At 58.8% G+C, this 16,182-nt stretch carries 13 protein-coding genes; 6 read left to right on the plus strand and 7 right to left on the minus strand.

All coding sequences use genetic code 11. The annotated features are described in order from the left end of the window. The first annotated feature begins 168 nt into the window (after positions 1-168). The 3 genes from QEZ52_RS19450 to QEZ52_RS19460 all read left to right on the plus strand — a co-directional run bounded on the left by QEZ52_RS19450 (position 169) and on the right by QEZ52_RS19460 (position 2,137). Positions 169-903: a hypothetical protein gene (locus tag QEZ52_RS19450; protein WP_406646299.1), complete on the plus strand. Its 735-nt coding sequence runs from the start codon at positions 169-171 to the stop codon at positions 901-903. An 84-nt stretch (positions 904-987) separates the two neighbouring features. Beyond that, entirely contained in the window at positions 988-1,749 is a 762-nt protein-coding gene (locus tag QEZ52_RS19455; protein ID WP_406646302.1) for a DUF6478 family protein, read from the plus strand. A 10-nt stretch (positions 1,750-1,759) separates the two neighbouring features. Continuing rightward, positions 1,760-2,137 (plus strand): hypothetical protein, encoded by a 378-nt coding sequence (locus QEZ52_RS19460; RefSeq protein ID WP_406646304.1) that lies wholly within the window; start codon positions 1,760-1,762, stop codon positions 2,135-2,137. A gap of 8 nt (positions 2,138-2,145) precedes the next feature. Here the strand turns inward: QEZ52_RS19460 and QEZ52_RS19465 are convergent, their stop codons facing one another. From QEZ52_RS19465 to QEZ52_RS19485, 5 genes are all read right to left on the minus strand, one after another. Then, the gene (locus tag QEZ52_RS19465) at positions 2,146-3,210 is read right to left on the minus strand and encodes a bifunctional transcriptional activator/DNA repair enzyme AdaA (RefSeq protein WP_406646306.1); all 1,065 of its coding nucleotides are present in this window, start codon (positions 3,208-3,210) and stop codon (positions 2,146-2,148) included. A 136-nt stretch (positions 3,211-3,346) separates the two neighbouring features. Continuing rightward, entirely contained in the window at positions 3,347-4,687 is a 1,341-nt protein-coding gene (locus QEZ52_RS19470) for a S41 family peptidase (RefSeq protein ID WP_406646308.1), read from the minus strand. A 6-nt stretch (positions 4,688-4,693) separates the two neighbouring features. Next, positions 4,694-5,824 (minus strand): murein hydrolase activator EnvC, encoded by a 1,131-nt coding sequence (locus tag QEZ52_RS19475; protein WP_406646310.1) that lies wholly within the window; start codon positions 5,822-5,824, stop codon positions 4,694-4,696. Next, positions 5,821-7,338 (minus strand): 2,3-bisphosphoglycerate-independent phosphoglycerate mutase, encoded by a 1,518-nt coding sequence (gene gpmI / locus QEZ52_RS19480; protein ID WP_406646313.1) that lies wholly within the window; start codon positions 7,336-7,338, stop codon positions 5,821-5,823. The genes QEZ52_RS19475 and gpmI overlap by 4 nt, the downstream gene beginning before the upstream one ends. Before the next feature lie 362 nt (positions 7,339-7,700). Further along, a complete protein-coding gene (locus QEZ52_RS19485) occupies positions 7,701-10,637 on the minus strand; it encodes an error-prone DNA polymerase (RefSeq protein WP_406650579.1) in 2,937 nt (978 codons plus the stop codon). Positions 10,638-10,769: 132 nt separating this feature from the next. On the opposite strand from QEZ52_RS19485, the gene QEZ52_RS19490 reads away from it, so the two are divergent. Then, positions 10,770-11,291 (plus strand): DUF1203 domain-containing protein, encoded by a 522-nt coding sequence (locus QEZ52_RS19490; RefSeq protein ID WP_406646315.1) that lies wholly within the window; start codon positions 10,770-10,772, stop codon positions 11,289-11,291. Between the two features lie 46 nt (positions 11,292-11,337). Here the strand turns inward: QEZ52_RS19490 and QEZ52_RS19495 are convergent, their stop codons facing one another. Further along, entirely contained in the window at positions 11,338-12,267 is a 930-nt protein-coding gene (locus QEZ52_RS19495) for an ABC transporter ATP-binding protein (protein WP_406646317.1), read from the minus strand. Between the two features lie 71 nt (positions 12,268-12,338). Here QEZ52_RS19495 and QEZ52_RS19500 point away from each other — a divergent pair, with 71 nt between their 5' ends. Beyond that, a complete protein-coding gene (locus QEZ52_RS19500) occupies positions 12,339-12,524 on the plus strand; it encodes a zinc-finger domain-containing protein (protein ID WP_406646319.1) in 186 nt (61 codons plus the stop codon). Positions 12,525-12,738: 214 nt separating this feature from the next. On the opposite strand, the gene QEZ52_RS19505 is transcribed toward QEZ52_RS19500, so the two are convergent. Then, complete coding sequence (locus QEZ52_RS19505; protein WP_406646321.1) at positions 12,739-13,230, minus strand: hypothetical protein; 492 nt, start codon at positions 13,228-13,230, stop codon at positions 12,739-12,741. Between the two features lie 26 nt (positions 13,231-13,256). On the opposite strand from QEZ52_RS19505, the gene polA reads away from it, so the two are divergent. After that, positions 13,257-16,064, plus strand: a complete 2,808-nt coding sequence (polA, locus tag QEZ52_RS19510; RefSeq protein ID WP_406646323.1) for a DNA polymerase I — start codon at positions 13,257-13,259, stop codon at positions 16,062-16,064. Positions 16,065-16,182: the final 118 nt, after the last annotated feature.

Here is a 16,182-nt window from a genome sequence, read left to right on the forward strand (position 1 = left end):
CGGAACCCTAAGACGGTAAGCATTGGGCCGGTGTTTTACAAGGTTGTCACATTCAGATTTCCTCAACACTCTTGTGTGGTTAACGCACCACGGTTAAGTCTTTGGAGGTTGATTTATCCCGAATGGCCTTCTGGTCTGGTTCCACGTTCCATAGCAAAGGCACAGGGTTTGAATACCGGTTCCGTCATCAAAACTTTGTGTTGGCTTGCGTTCATCGCCACACTTGCCGCGTGTTCGGCTCCGGCCAAACGTTCCTTTGTCTCGGACCGCCCCCCTTCCGGATCAGTATCCAATAGTGAATTGCGCCAAGCCAGCCTGGCCAAAGGACGCGTCGTCATCTCGGCACCACGAGGGTATTGCATTGCCCCGGATACCATCCGGTTTTCCAGCGAAGACGACTTTGTCTTGATTGCACGCTGCGATATGGTGGGTGCCAACGGCTTTTTTGCCTCCCGCGAACCCGCTCTGATTTCGGTCATGGTCGGGCGACGGCCGGACGCCAGTCAACCCACGCTTGCTGATCTGGAGCGACTGGCCACCACCGAAGATATCCTGGACCGTCGACCGGACAGCGATCCACCGATGATCCGATTGCGCAGCGCCGAACCCGGCATTGATGGAGCCAGCCCGCAACATTGGCGCGCGGCCTTTTCGGTGAATGGACATTTGGTGGCACTGGCGCTTTATGCTCCCGAAGGCAGCTCGACCCAGGCATCACGCGGAGCCCGCCTGTTGACCGAATTGACCCGCGAGACCCGCGCCTCCAGCCAACTTCCGACACAGCCGGTTCCGCCTGCATTGCGGGGCTCAAAAAAGGCCTCCAGCCTGCGCCCTTTGCTGCGGCCACATTCCGCTGGCAATCGCGCCGCAACGGGCGGAAAGATCATCGCGTTGTTTGACTGAAAGCCTTTGGTCACTTAGTCACTGTATAAAACTGTTTGCTTCGACCACACCGAATGGCGGGCCAGCGGATAACTCGGGGATGATATGGGCAAGATTCTGGATCTGTTGTTTCATCAGCGCGCGCTGAAGCGATGGCGCAATGCTGCGAAGAATTCCAATGTGACTGACCTGGCTATGCTCCGGACGCAGCGCAACCATGCCCGGGCACTTCGGACACAGCTGGATCGGTTGCTACATGTTGCCGAAGGGCGGCTGGCGCTTCCGATGATCGGCACCTCGTATTTCTCGAAACCACATGGCACCGATTGGTCATGGCGCCCTGAGTTGTGGCGCGGACCACTGCCGACACCGGGTTTGTCGTCGGCACCGACCAAATCCAGCCTCGGCGGCGAAGTCACCCTATTTCACGATTGCGAATTCTCGGAGCTGACCCTGCGCCAGCTGCGCAACACCCGCGAAGAAGACCTGGCGGCCTACGGGCTGCGGATGGATGTTTTCAAATTCGATGGATCGTTTCTGTCATTGGTGATTGATGTCCCGGACGATGCCACACGCGGTATGACCCGCGCGCATCTGTTTCGCATCGACACGATCATCGAGACCGAAAAACCATTGGAAATCTTTGCCCGGTTGAACATCAAACATGGTCCCAATACCGAACAGTTGGTGCGCGAACTGCCGCTGAACGAAAAGGACGTTATGGTCGAATTCGACCTCGCCTATTCCCGGCTGAATGAAAAGAGAATCGACAAGATATGGTTGGACCTGATCTTTGAAGCTCCCGATATGAACCAGGTGGTCCTGCGTGACTTGACCTTTGCCCGCCACCGCCGCGCCGCTATCTGAGGATTTTGAAATGACTGACCTGACACTGACCAAAATCCGCTTTCGCAACGGGAAATGGGAAGGTCGCCTGGAAGGGACCCAGGACACCGGCGTCAAGCCAAGCGTTCGGGTAACCTGCCTGGACCGTCCTGTGGAAACGGTAACGCTGGAAGACGGGGAAACTGGCAAAACCTGGAAACTGACGATCACGATCCCCTCCGAGGCAATCGCCGATGGGGTTCAGACCTTTCTGATCTTTGACACAGATACCGATACCAAGCTGGGCACTTTCAACCTGATCGGTGGCGATCCGGCGGCGGATGATCTGTTGGCCGAAATATCGCTTCTGCGCGCCGAATTGGACATGCTGAAACGCGCGTTCCGCCGTCATTGCCTGGAAACCATGTAAGTTCCCGGTCACGACCGTCGCGCAACAGCAAAGCCGGACTCGATTTCGATCATACGCTGTTTGCGCCATACCCCGCCGCCATAGCCGGTCAATGCCCCGTCTGCACCCAACACACGGTGACAGGGCACGATGATGGCCAGTTGATTGACCCCATTGGCCCGCGCCACGGCACGTGTCGCGGTGGGGCGGCCGATGTCATGGGCCAGTTGCGAATAGCTGCGGGTCTCACCGGCCGGAATCTGCATCAGGGCCCGCCAGACTTCGCGTTCGAACGCCGTGCCGTGCAACTGCACCGGTGTCGCAAAACGTGCAGCGTTTCCGCTGAAGTAGGAGGCCAGCTCTGACGCAATCTGATCAGTGGGACCCAATCGTCCCAAACCGACTCCACCAGGCACAGCCTTTTCCAGTTTGCTCAGCTCACGCGGCAAAGCTTTGCGGTCAATAAATTCCAAAAGGTGCAGCCTGTGGGTGCAACTGACGCCGATCATCGCCCCCAAAGGAGTCTCGATCCAGTCCGCCTTAAGCAGTGCGGTGGTGCTGAAGGCCGACGGTGCCCGCCCCAGCAGACGCGCAAACGCCGCCCGAAAAGCGCTGGGAGATTCAAACCCGGCCGTCACCTGGGCGTCGACCACCCGCCCCCCTTCTCCCAACGTCGTGAACCCTTCGCGCAGGCGGCGGTGTCGCGCCATGTCCAGAAACGTCATGCCAAAGTGACGCTTGAACACCCGGCGCACAGTCGAGAGATCCAATCCCAGCCGAACAATGTCCTGTTCGCTCCACCGGTACGCCGGGCTCTTGTCCAATGCGTCCAGCAACCGGGCCACAATGGGGTCTTTCTGCGCCATCGGGGCCAGGGGGTGACAGCGTTTGCACGGGCGAAACCCGGATTCGATACATTCGGAAGGCGTTGCATAGAACCGGCAGTTTTCAGGTTTGGGATGTCGGGCCGGACAACTGAGGCGACAGAAAATTCCGGTACTGGTCACGCATACATACGCCACCCCGTCATACGCGGGATCACGGGCAACCAGAGCTGAATACAGGGTTTGGGGATCAGGCAGGTCAAACAACATGCCCCCTCATACCCCAAGCCATTTCCTCTTGGCGTCGAAAATCGGGCAGCACTGTTAAATTTTCGCTTCAGGCGTACATGAAAAAGGGCCACGCATATGAATATGCATGGCCCCAATTCAAACACTCAGGTGTAAATTACTCTTTGGGGCCCAACGCAGACAGGCCCTTGAGGATGTCGATCGCATAGGCAAGCTGGTAATCGTCCTCGCGCAGCTTGGCGGCGGCTTCGGCCTTGGCCCGATCCTCTTCGATCTGACGGATTTCATCTTCGCTGAGGCTATCATTGTTCAGACGTCCCCGCAGATCCGCCTCGGACCGGGTACGGCGCTTCGACGTTGCGTCCTCTCCCTCCTCGGTGGTGTCGGCGCGGCGCGGCTGTTCGACCACGATGTCCGGGCTGACACCCAATGCCTGGATCGAGCGGCCCGATGGGGTGTAATAGCGCGCTGTGGTCAGACGCATGGCACCATCGCCACGCAGCGGCATGACTGTCTGGACCGATCCTTTGCCAAAGCTTTTGGTACCGACCACGATAGCCCGGCGGTGATCCTGCAAGGCACCAGCAACGATTTCCGAAGCCGAAGCCGACCCACCGTTGATCAGAACCACCATTGGCAGTCCCTGGGCCAAATCGCCATCGGTCGCATTGAACCGTTCACCATCTTCGGGGTTGCGACCCCGGGTCGAAACGATTTCGCCGCTGTTCAGGAAACCATCGGACACCTTGATTGCCTGGGTCAGCAGGCCGCCGGGGTTGTTGCGCAGATCCAGAACAATGCCGTTCAGGTTTTCAATGCCCCCGGCCTCTTCGATCTGTTCTTCCAGCCCGCTTTGCAGGTTGGGATAGGTCTGATCGTTAAAGGTGGTCACACGTACAACTGCTGTCTTGCCTTCTGTCCTGGCCCGCACAGCGGTCAGCTTGATCGTGTCGCGGATGATCGACACATCAAAGGGTTCGTCTTCCCCTTCGCGCACCACGGTGATCACGATTTCCGACCCAACCGGCCCGCGCATCAGGTCCACAGCTTCGTCCAGAGACAGGCCCAGAACGCTTTCGCTGTCCACATGGGTGATAAAGTCGCCGGCTTCTATCCCGGCTTCATCTGCTGGGGTGCCATCAATCGGTGACACCACTTTGACAAAACCTTCTTCCTGGGTGACTTCGATCCCCAGACCACCGAACTCGCCACGCGTTTGCACCCGCATCTGTGCGGCGTCATCAGGCGACAAATAGCTGGAATGCGGGTCGAGCGATGCCAGCATGCCGCCAATGGCTGCTTCGATCAGCTCGGATTCGTCGACTTCTTCGACATATTGAACGCGGATCCGTTCAAAGATGTCGCCAAACAGATCCAGTTGTTCATATACGGTGGAATTGCGCGCATTCTCTTGCGCCAGCAATGGGCCTGCCACCTGTGTCGAGGCAATCACCCCTGCCAGCGTGCCGCCCAAAGCAGCCATCACGAATTTCTTCATACTCGCCTATCCATTGTTTTTGGTACGGAACCACGTTTCCGGGTCCACAGGGCGATTGCCCTCTCTGACCTCTATATAGAGCGTTTCTGAGCGGTCAGTACCAGAGGCTTCACCGCTTAGTGACAGAATTGCGCCGATTTCCGGAATTTGTCCGCCCATCAGGCCAATCGGTGTCCCCGCCGGAATAACCTGACCGGGTTCGCCATAGACCTCGGACAATCCTGAAAGAACAAATAGCGTATCGGACTGAGGTTCCAGAATCATTACATTGCCAAGATCCAGCAAAGGGCCGCGATATCGGATGGTTGCAGCCGTAGGGCTGCTGACCAGCGCCCGCGGGCGTGCGGCAACCACGACGCCATCCCGTTTGACCCCGGCGGCGTCGGCCTGACCGAACCTGCGCAAAACCACGCCTTGGACGGGCAAGGGCAAACTGCCCTTTTGCGACATAACGCTGGCATTGCTTTCGGCGATCTCTCCGTCGGAAATCTCTGAAAGGCCGCTGGCGAATCCGTCCAATGTTTCGGTTGACGAAATCAGAATCGCCGTGCGCACCGGATCGTGGGTGAACCGTCGCGGCAGGTCGGTGCGGTCGGCAATGGCCTTGGACAGATCCGAGCGGGCCTGTTGCACACCAGCCAAACCGGTTTCCAGTGTTTGCGCAGCATTCTGCTGAAGCAGGCGCAGGGTCTGCACTTCTTGCAAGTCATTGCGCAGCACCCGCGCGCGTGCATTCAACCCCGGCGTGACCTCGGCCAGGATCATGGCGGACCGGGCCGACCCCAGCGGTCCCGAGGGGTGCAGCATCAGAACTGGCGGTGCCGAAGTCTCAATGGTCTGCAATACCCCCAGCAACTCGGCCACTTCGCCCTCGCGGGCCTTGAGCGCCTGAGTCAACTCTCCTTCGCGCCGCGCGGCCCGGCGCAGCCCATCGCGCATGGCCCCCAGACCGGCCTCGAATGCCCGCACGGTTTCTGTCAGCGCCTTGACCCGATCCCGCGCGGTTTGCGCCCCCTGCAATTGCAGCGTCGCCTCTTCGAGTTGGGCCGACGCATTACGCGCGGCTGTCGCCGGATTGTCCTGCGCCAAAGCGGGTCCAGCCAGGACCAGACCCAATAAGGCAGCGCGCAACATCATGCGATCAGACTCTTCCCCGTCATTTCATTCGGCATCGGCAGATCCATCAATTCCAGCAGGGTTGGTGCCAGATCGGCCAATCGTCCGTGACGCAGCTTGGCACCTTCGGGTCCCCCCACCAGAACCACGGGTACCGGGTTCAATGTGTGCGCAGTATGGGGCCCTCCGGTCACCGGGTCCACCATGGTTTCACAATTGCCGTGATCTGCGGTGACAATCATCGCCCCGCCGACCTGTTCCAACGCAGCGATCACCCGCTCCAGCCCCTGATCCACGGCTTCGCAGGCCTGGATCGCGGCTTTGAGATCGCCGGTATGACCGACCATATCGGGGTTCGCATAATTGGTGACAATCAGATCATAACCTTCCTCGATCGCTTCGACGAATTTGTCCGTCACTTCGCAGGAGGACATTTCAGGCTGCAGATCATAGGTCGCCACTTTGGGCGATTTTGGCATGAAGCGGTCTTCGCCCTCTGCCGGATCTTCCTCACCGCCATTCAGAAAGAACGTCACATGGGGATATTTTTCGGTTTCAGCCAGCCGGAACTGGCGCAGCCCCTGTTTGGCCACCCATTCACCCAACGTATTGACGATCTCGCGTGATGGAAAAACCGTCGTCATATACGTGTTATGCTGATCCGAATATTCGACCATCCCCAAGAACCCGGCCAAATGTGGCCGCTTGCCGGTATCAAAGCCGCTGAAACCGGGCTGGCCAATGGCGGCCAGGATCTCGCGCGCACGATCGGCGCGGAAATTCAGGCAGAACACGCCATCATCATCCTGCACCCCGGCATAGTCACCAATCACCGTGGCGCTGATGAATTCATCGGTTTCAGACCGGTTATAGGCCTGGGTGATCGCAGCATGCGCATTCTCGGCGGATTTGCCCTGACCGTTGATCATCGCCTCATAGGCTTCGCCGACTCGCTCCCACCGGTTGTCGCGATCCATTGCGAAATAGCGTCCCGTCACGGTGCCGATGCATGCCCCTTCGGGCAGTTGCCCTTCGAGTGTGCGAAAGTAGCCGTAGGCCGATTTTGGAGCAACATCACGCCCGTCGGTAATCGCGTGCAGCACCACCGGAACACCTGCACCCGCTATGGCCCGGATTGCCGCCAGTATATGGCTCATATGGCCATGCACTCCGCCATCCGATACCATCCCCATCAGATGCGCGGTGCCCCCGGTGTCGCGCATCTTGGCGATGAATGCGCCCAGCGCTGCGTTCTCGAAAAACGTCCCATCTTCAATCGCCAGGTCGATCTGACCCAGATCCATTGCCACCACACGACCAGCACCGATATTGGTGTGGCCGACCTCTGAATTGCCCATCTGCCCACTGGGAAGCCCCACGTCCGGCCCATAGGTGATCAGCGTCGCATTCGGGCTGTTCCGCATCAGGCTGTCGAATGTGGGGGTCTGCGCCAGATAAGGGGCGTTGGCCGCCGTATCCTCGGACAATCCCCAACCATCAAGGATACACAGGACAACGGGCTTGGGCGTGGGCATTCAAACTCTCCGGGCAATCGAATTTGCAGCCTTCTATCTTTTGCCTGCACAAGGGTGAACCGCCTTTAGCGCAACCAGTGGCGACTTGTCATCAAAAAGCGATCAATTCCCACATTTCCCGGAAGTTACACCAAAGACGGCTGCTCCAAATGCAGCAAGGTGCCCTGCCTTTGCAAATTAGTTGTCGTGGGCCTCTGACGGGGCCGAAGGATCAGAACTGGTTCCGTCCTCACCTGCGTCTGCTGCTGCCAACGCATGCTGGAAACGCTTCGTTCCTGTGTTCGCTTGTCGGTGGTGGGGTCATTGTCCTGCGCCCCCAAGAGAACAAAACGCACCAAGTTCAACCCAGACAAAGTCTGTGATCAAGGATCTTCTTGTACCGTTGCGGCACCCTGCGGTGCCCTGTTCATTCCAGGTGTCAACCGCGCTCTGAGCAAGGCCATTGGGTGTGCCTTGAGGCTGAGCCGGGTAGCGACATAATCTTCGACCACCTGTTCCCCCAATGTCATGCGCGGCAGGTGGGCGGCAGGTTCGTCGATGGCCTCGCCTTCCAGAGTTTGGGCAAACAGCGGCAATGGCTTGGCCGAGGCAATCGCCTTGGCCGCCCACAGGGCCTCGCGCCGGGTCATGTTCAGGCTGGCAAAAGCGTCCGCTTCGGCCAGTCGCTCCAGGATTTTCGGCCCCAAGCCGGCCTTGCGCCAGACATCTTCGAGTTCATGATAGCCATTGCCGCGCGCCGCGGTGAGCCAGGCAGCATCCTCTTCGGCCAATCCCTTGATCTGGCGAAACCCCAACCGCAGCGCCAAACCACCGCGCCCATCCGGCTCCATCACATTGTCCCAAAAGCTGGCATTGACGCAAATCGGACGCACCACGACCCCATGTTCGCGCGCATCCCGCACGATCTGGGCCGGGGCATAGAATCCCATCGGTTGCGAGTTCAGCAGCGCACAGGCAAAGATCCCCGGATAATGGCATTTGATCCAGGCGCTGGCATACACCAACAGCGCAAATGACGCCGCGTGGCTTTCGGGAAAGCCATACGACCCAAACCCCTCGATCTGGGAGAAACACCGCTCGGCGAAATCATCATCATAGCCGTTACGTTTCATTCCGCGCAAAAACAGCGCGCGGAATTCGCTGACACTGCCGTGTTTCTTGAAGGTCGCCAGTGACCGGCGCAACCGGTCCGCCTGCTCCGGCGTGAACCCGGCCCCCACCATGGCAATCTGCATCGCCTGCTCCTGAAACAGGGGCACCCCAAGCGTTTTCCCCAGGACCTGCCCCAATGCGTCCGAGGGAAAGGACACCTCCTCCTCACCATTGCGGCGCCTGATATAGGGATGCACCATATCACCCTGAATAGGGCCGGGACGGATGATCGCCACTTCGATCACCAGATCATAGAAATTGCGCGGTCGCATACGGGGCAGAAAGTTCATCTGGGCCCGGGATTCCACTTGGAACACCCCGATGCTGTCGGCCTCGCACAGCATGTCATAGACCCGCAGATCTTCCTGCGGCAGCGTGGCCAGCGAGTGGCGCTGTCGGTGATGCTGCTCGATCAGATCAAACGCCTTGCGGATGCAGGTCAACATGCCCAGGGACAGGACATCGACCTTGAGAATGCCCAGCGCGTCGATGTCGTCCTTGTCCCAGCAGATTACCGTGCGTCCCTCCATTGTGGCGTTTTCAATGGGCACCAGTTCGTCCAGCCGCCCATCTGTGATGATGAAGCCCCCCACATGCTGGGACAGATGTCGGGGAAAGCCGATGATCTGGCGCACCAGATCCATGGTCTGGCACAGGCGGCGGTCGGTCGGGTCCAGGCCGATCTCGCGCATACGCTGCGCCTCGACACCATCGGCACTGAAGAACCCCCATAGCTGCGAGCTGATCGCCGAAATCGTATCTTCGGTCAGCCCCATGGCGCGGCCGACCTCGCGAATGGCGCGTTTGCCGCGATAGTGGATCACCGTGGCGCACAGCCCCGCCCGTTCACGGCCATAGCGTTCATAGATGTGCTGGATCACCTCTTCGCGGCGTTCATGTTCGAAATCCACATCAATATCCGGCGGCTCATCGCGCGCCTCGGACACAAAGCGTTCAAACACCATGGTGCCCATTTCCGGGCTGACCGAGGTCACACCGAGACAATAGCACACCACCGAATTGGCCGCCGACCCGCGCCCCTGACACAGGATGTCCCGGCTTCGGGCAAACTGCACGATGTCATGCACGGTTAGAAAATAAGGTTCGTAACGTAGCTTGCCGATCAAGGTCAGCTCGTGCTCCAGCATTGCGCGCACCTTGTCCGATGCCCCATCCGGATAGCGCCACCTGAGCCCTTTTTCGGCCAAGCGACGCAGGTGCCGTGTCGGAGAAACACCGTCCTCGGTCTCGGACGGGTAGTCATAACGCAGCTCGTCCAGCGAAAACGTCAGGCTGTCCGCCAATGCACCGGCCCGGTCCACCGCCTCTTTGAACCCGGCAAAGATACGGGTCATTTCCGCCCGGGATCGCATCCGCTGTTCGCCATTGGCCAGTGCGGCCCGACCCAGGGCTTCGACCTTGCATCGCAAACGGATGGCGCTGAGCACATCGACCAGTCGTCGACGCCCGCCGTGATGCATGCGCGGCGCGGCGCTGGCCAGGGTCGGGATGCCAAGCGTTACGGCCTGTTCCGTGAGACGGGCAAACCGGGGTGTATCATTGCCATCATAGACAGGTGTCATCAGCAAATGCATCCGCCCGCTAAAGCGGCGCGTCAGCTGTTGCACCTGTGGCTCCCATCCGCCCGCGCCGCCCGGCCCCGAATCCGCCTGTGGCCAGACCAGCACGTGGAGGCCCTCCGAAAAATCCATCAGGTCGGACAGCTGGAGATCACAACTGCCCTTGTCCGTCCGCAACCGCCCAACCGACAGCAGTCGACACAGATTGCTCCAACCCCGCCGGTTCTGCGGCAAGGCAATCACACAGGGGGCATCGGTGAACACCAGCCGCGCGGCCGGGATCAAACGGGGCACATCATAGATCGGGAACGACACCGAGATGGGGCAATCATCCGGTCGCGGGGGGCCAATCGGAGAGTTGTCACAATCCCACGCCTGACGCTCCTGCACCCGGCGGGCAATATCGCGTGCCTCAAGATGAGCGCGCACAATCCCCCCGACCGAATTTTCATCCGCAATTGCCAGCGCCGGAAGCCCCAGGAACAACGCGCGCTGGACGTATTCTTCGGGGTGCGACGCCCCGGTAAGGAAGGTGAAGTTGGAGAGATTCGCGAATTCGACAAACATGATAGGCAGCAAGATATTCCCCTTTTGTTCTAATCGCGAGTCCTTGCTGGAGATTACATGGCGTTTGCGCAGGTTTCGGGTCGCGTACGGGCCCTACGCTCGCGATGCTGAGGGAAACAAGGAGAAGACCTCATGCCCAGAATTACCGCCATGCCCACCCACATTGTCCGCGCTCTGCAGGCCGGAGGCACCGACGCCAATGGGCAAGCTCCGGAACAGGCCATCTCAACAGGACCAGGCAACCCATGCCGCCACTGTCTGGCTCATGTCCCTGACGGGGATCCCATGTTGATCCTGTCGCACCGCCCCTTTCCCACTCTCCACCCCTACGCAGAGAGCGGCCCAATCTTTTTGTGTGCCAAGGCCTGCGACAGGTTTGAGGAGGACGCCATCCCCGAGATCCTCCGGTCGTCCCCTGATTATCTGGTCAAAGGCTACGATGCCACGGACCGCATTATCTATGGCACCGGAGCAGTGGTGGCAGCCCACCGAATTATGGCATATTCGGACCAGCTGTTGGCCCGCAGCGACGTGTCCTACGTGCACATCAGATCGTCGCGCAACAATTGTTACCAGGCGCGGGTAGACCGTGACAACATCAACCAGCTCACCCCGCGAATGGATCCGACGGGCGCCTCCGGCGGAGGTATTTAGGACCAGAAAGAAGCAGCAGTGGCACCCAGCCAGTCGACTATGTGAATCAAGTCGAGGCGGTCAGAGCCAGAAAAACATCCTGTAGGTCCGCTTCTTCGGTTTTGACATCTCGTATGGTGATCCCCGCGCCATGAATCGCCGCCAGAACCTGTTCGGCGCGGGTGACACGGCTTTGGTAGCGCAGCAAGAGGGCACCATCGCTGCGCAATTCTGCTTCGATTCCCGGTGCCTGCGGCAAAACCGTCACCGGGCTGTCCGGATGCACCACCATGGTTTTGGCATCCAGACGTCCGAGCAGGTTGTTCTTGGTATCGCGCGCCACAACAGATCCCTGGTTGATGATCGCGATCTCGTCGCACATCTCTTCGGCTTCTTCGAGATAGTGGGTTGTCAAGATGATGGTCATGCCCTGATCATTCAGCTTGCGGATGTTTTCCCAAAGCATCTGGCGCAATTCGATATCGACGCCAGCAGTGGGTTCGTCCAGCACCAGGATATGCGGATGATGCACCAGCGCCTTGCCCAGCAAAAGCCGTCGGCGCATTCCGCCCGACAGGGTACGGGCATAGGCGTTGGCCTTGTCGCTCAGCCCCACCATCTCGAGGATCTCGTCGCTGCGGCGTTCGGTTTTGGGTACGCCGTACAGGCCCGCCTGAACCTCGAGCGCACCGCGGGGGGAGAAAAAGGGATCCAGGTTCAATTCCTGAGGCATCACCCCGATGGCAGCGCGGGACTGGCGTGGATTGGCGTCCTGGTCAAATCCCCAGATTGTCACCTTGCCCGACGTTTTCAGCACCAGACCGGCCAGGATGTTGATCAGCGTCGATTTGCCTGCTCCATTCGGTCCCAACAGGCCAAAGACCGATCCCCGTGGCACATGCAGGTCCACGCCTTTGAGCGCGTGTTTTTCGGGCTGGCCACGTTTTCCGATGTAGGTTTTGCGCAGCGCCTGGAGGTGGATTGCGTCCTGTGTCATCGCGGCTCTTGCTCCCGGTTTTGTCCTGCCTCATAAAAGCGCCTAACGTATTATCAGAAGGACTGCCAGCGATGACCACCCATGCGCCGGAAACCAAGATCGTCGAAAGCTATCGCGTCGCCTGCGACGGTGGCGAAGGCGCGTTGGGACACCCCCGTGTCTATCTGCAAATCCCCGAGGGCGACGGTTGGGTCGAATGCCCCTATTGCGATTGCAAATATGTGCACAAGGCACATCAGGACACCACGGCCAACTAAAGCGAACGTGAAAACTGCTGTCGCCGACCGCTCTGGCAGTTGCCGGTTCGGAGGCGGCAGAGAGCCGCACCCCGTTTGAATCCTGTATACCCTGTTTCAGGTGGCATTGCCTGTAGGTCGACGACATTCGTCGCTAGCACATCAACGATGCAACCGGTCAGGCATTGACGACCAATTTTGAGCCGAACAGGACCTGTTTGCCCACGTCACCAACTCAGCTGATCGGAACCTCGACATCATTGCACAGCAAACGTGGGTTAACCTCCTCTGATTCATTTCTTAGGAACTGGCGAATATTGTGTCCTGACCACATGTGAATCGTTTCCCCATTGCTGAGCCTGCCCAAACCGCTGGCGGTTCCGGTTTCAGGGTCATGCGAGGTGAAATACACAATCCCGGTTAGCGCATTGTCGCATTCGATTGTTGCCTCGCCCAAACCCAAAAACCCATTAAGTCGCCACTGCCCAAAGCATGTAAAACCAGCGTTGGTATCCCCTGCAAAGACCCCGGAGTTCCACCCCATGGCGCGCCCGGTGAAATAGATCCCTGTCTGTCCCAAACAGGCAACCAAAGGCGAACAGAGCTCGGCTCCATCAAAGGTCTGGTCACAGTCGAGGTCAACTTTTGGTGCCGACAGCGCCGGACTGGCCATAAGGGCGATTGCGGTCAGAGGCGGGATGGCGGATAAAATGCGTAAATCAAACATGCATTCACATTACGGGGCACCGCGTCATGAGCAAGACCGAATTCGGCAAGGGTTGCCATCTGCATCTGATTGATGGATCGGCCTTTATCTTTCGCGCCTATCACGCGTTGCCGCCGCTAACCCGTAAATCCGACGGGCTGCCTGTTGGTGCCGTATCGGGGTTCTGCAATATGCTGCAACGCTATGTCGAGGATAACAACGGTCCCGACGCACCCACCCATGCGGCGGTGATCTTTGATCATTCGGGCAAGAGTTTCCGCAATGAGATGTATGATCTCTACAAGGCCAACCGTCCGCCTGCCCCCGAAGATCTGGTGCCACAGTTTCCGCTGACCCGCGACGCCACCCGTGCCTTTAATATCGCCTGCAAGGAGGTCGAAGGATTCGAGGCCGACGACATTATCGCCACATTGGCCTGTCGCGCGCGCGAGGCTGGCGGTCGGGTGACCATCATCAGTTCTGACAAGGACCTGATGCAGCTGGTTGGCGGCGGCGTTGAAATGCTGGACGCGATGAAGAACAAGCGCATTGACCGCGACGGGGTGCTGGAGAAATTCGGTGTCGGTCCGGAACGCGTGGTGGACGTTCAGGCGCTGGCCGGGGACAGTGTTGACAATGTGCCAGGTGCACCGGGAATCGGTATCAAGACCGCCGCGTTGTTGATCAACGAATATGGTTCGCTCGAAGATCTGCTGAACCGCGCAACAGAAATCAAGCAGCCCAAGCGGCGACAGACATTGATCGACAATCGCGATCAGATCGAGTTGTCCAAACAGCTGGTTCAGCTGGACTGCGAGATGACGCTCGACTTCTCGCTCGAGGAGTTGGAAGTTCAGGATCCCGACCCCGAAGCCCTGCTGACATTCCTCTCCGAAATGGAGTTCCGCACGCTTTCCAAACGTCTGGCCGAGCGAATGGGTGTGGAAACTCCGGACATCCCAGAGAAACTCCTGGAAGGCAGCGGCGAGGCGTCGATGCCCGAATCCGTACCCTTTAACCCCGAGACATACACCTGTGTGCGGGATGCAGCTGCGTTGCAGGGGTGGATAGATCAGGCAATAGAACGCGGCTGGGTCGCCGTGGATACCGAAACCACCGGTTTGGACGAAATGGTTGTCGATCTGGTTGGCGTTTCCCTGTGTGTCGAAGCCGGACAGGCCTGTTACATCCCGTTGACCCACAAGGCCGGAGCCTCGGACGACTTGTTTGGATCGGATGAATTGGCCGAGGGGCAGATGCCGCTAAAGACGGCGCTGGATATGCTGAAACCGCTGCTCGAAGATCCGTCAGTGATCAAGATCGGGCAGAACATGAAATACGACGCCAAGATCTTTGCCCGCCAGGGTATCACCGTGGCACCGATCGACGATACCATGTTGATGTCCTATGCGCTGCACGGCGGTGAACACAACCACGGAATGGATACGCTTTCGGATCGCTATCTGGATCACACTCCAATCCCAATCAAACCGCTTCTGGGCACCGGAAAATCCGCGATCACCTTCGACCGCGTGCCAATTGACGATGCCATCGCCTATGCCGCCGAGGACGCGGATATCACGCTGCGCCTGTGGCAGACGTTCAAACCACAGCTGCACCAACGGCAGGTCACCACCGTCTATGAAACCCTGGAACGGCCGCTGATCCCAGTTCTGGCCAAGATGGAAATGGACGGCATCAAGGTTGACCGGGACACCCTGAGCAGGATGTCCAATGCCTTTGCCCAAAAGATGGCCGCCCTGGAAGCCGAAATTCACGAACTGGCCGGTGAGAGCTTCAATGTCGGCAGCCCCAAGCAGTTGGGCGAGATCCTGTTCGACAAAATGGGAATCGAGGGTGGCAAAAAGGGCAAGACCGGTGCCTATGCGACGGGTGCGGATATTCTGGAAGATTTGGCAACAGAGCATGAACTGCCTGGCCGGGTGTTGGACTGGCGTCAGCTGTCCAAACTGAAGTCGACCTATACGGATGCCCTACAGGACCATATCAACCCGGACACCGGCCGGGTGCACACCTCCTATTCCATCGCCGGTGCATCAACGGGGCGATTGGCGTCGACGGATCCGAACCTGCAAAACATCCCGGTGCGTTCCGAGGAAGGGCGCCGCATCCGAGAGGCCTTTATCGCCGAACCAGGAAATGTGCTTCTGTCGCTCGACTATTCCCAGATTGAACTGCGGATCCTGGCCCATGTCGCCGGGATTGATGCGCTGAAACAGGCGTTTGCTGATGGTTTGGACATTCACGCCATGACCGCATCCGAAATGTTCGACGTTCCGCTGGACGAGATGACGTCGGATATCCGACGTCAAGCCAAGGCAATCAACTTTGGCGTCATCTACGGAATTTCCGGATTCGGACTGGCGCGCAACCTTCGTATCCCGCGCAAGGATGCCCAAGGCTTTATTGACCGCTATTTTGAACGATTCCCCGGGATCCGAAAATATATGGACAGCACCGTCGATTTCGCCAAGGAGCACGGGTATGTGCAGACTTTGTTCGGACGCAAGATCCACACGCCCGAAATCGGTGCCAAAGGCCCCAAGGCCGGTTTCGCCAAACGCGCGGCGATCAACGCGCCGATCCAGGGCACGGCCGCAGATGTCATCCGCCGCGCAATGATCCGGATGCCCGACGCTATTGCCCACCTGCCCGCACGGATGTTGCTGCAGGTTCACGATGAACTGCTGTTTGAAGTCCCCGAGGCAGATGTCGAGGAAACCATTGCCGTAGCGCGTCACGTCATGGAAACCGCGGCGGATCCGGCTGTACATCTGGAAATCAAATTGAGCGTTGATGCTGGCCAGGGAGCCAATTGGTCTGAAGCCCATTAGAGGGTTACATGACACACAGGGTCACTGATCTGGTGCCAAAACGGGAGTGCTCCCGCCCGCGGGAGCCGCATCAAAGATGCGTCACCCCCCGTTGGGCCAGGCAGCGTGTGCAAGCACA

Source organism: Aliisedimentitalea scapharcae, from assembly GCF_045277565.1.
Classification (GTDB): domain Bacteria; phylum Pseudomonadota; class Alphaproteobacteria; order Rhodobacterales; family Rhodobacteraceae; genus Aliisedimentitalea; species Aliisedimentitalea scapharcae.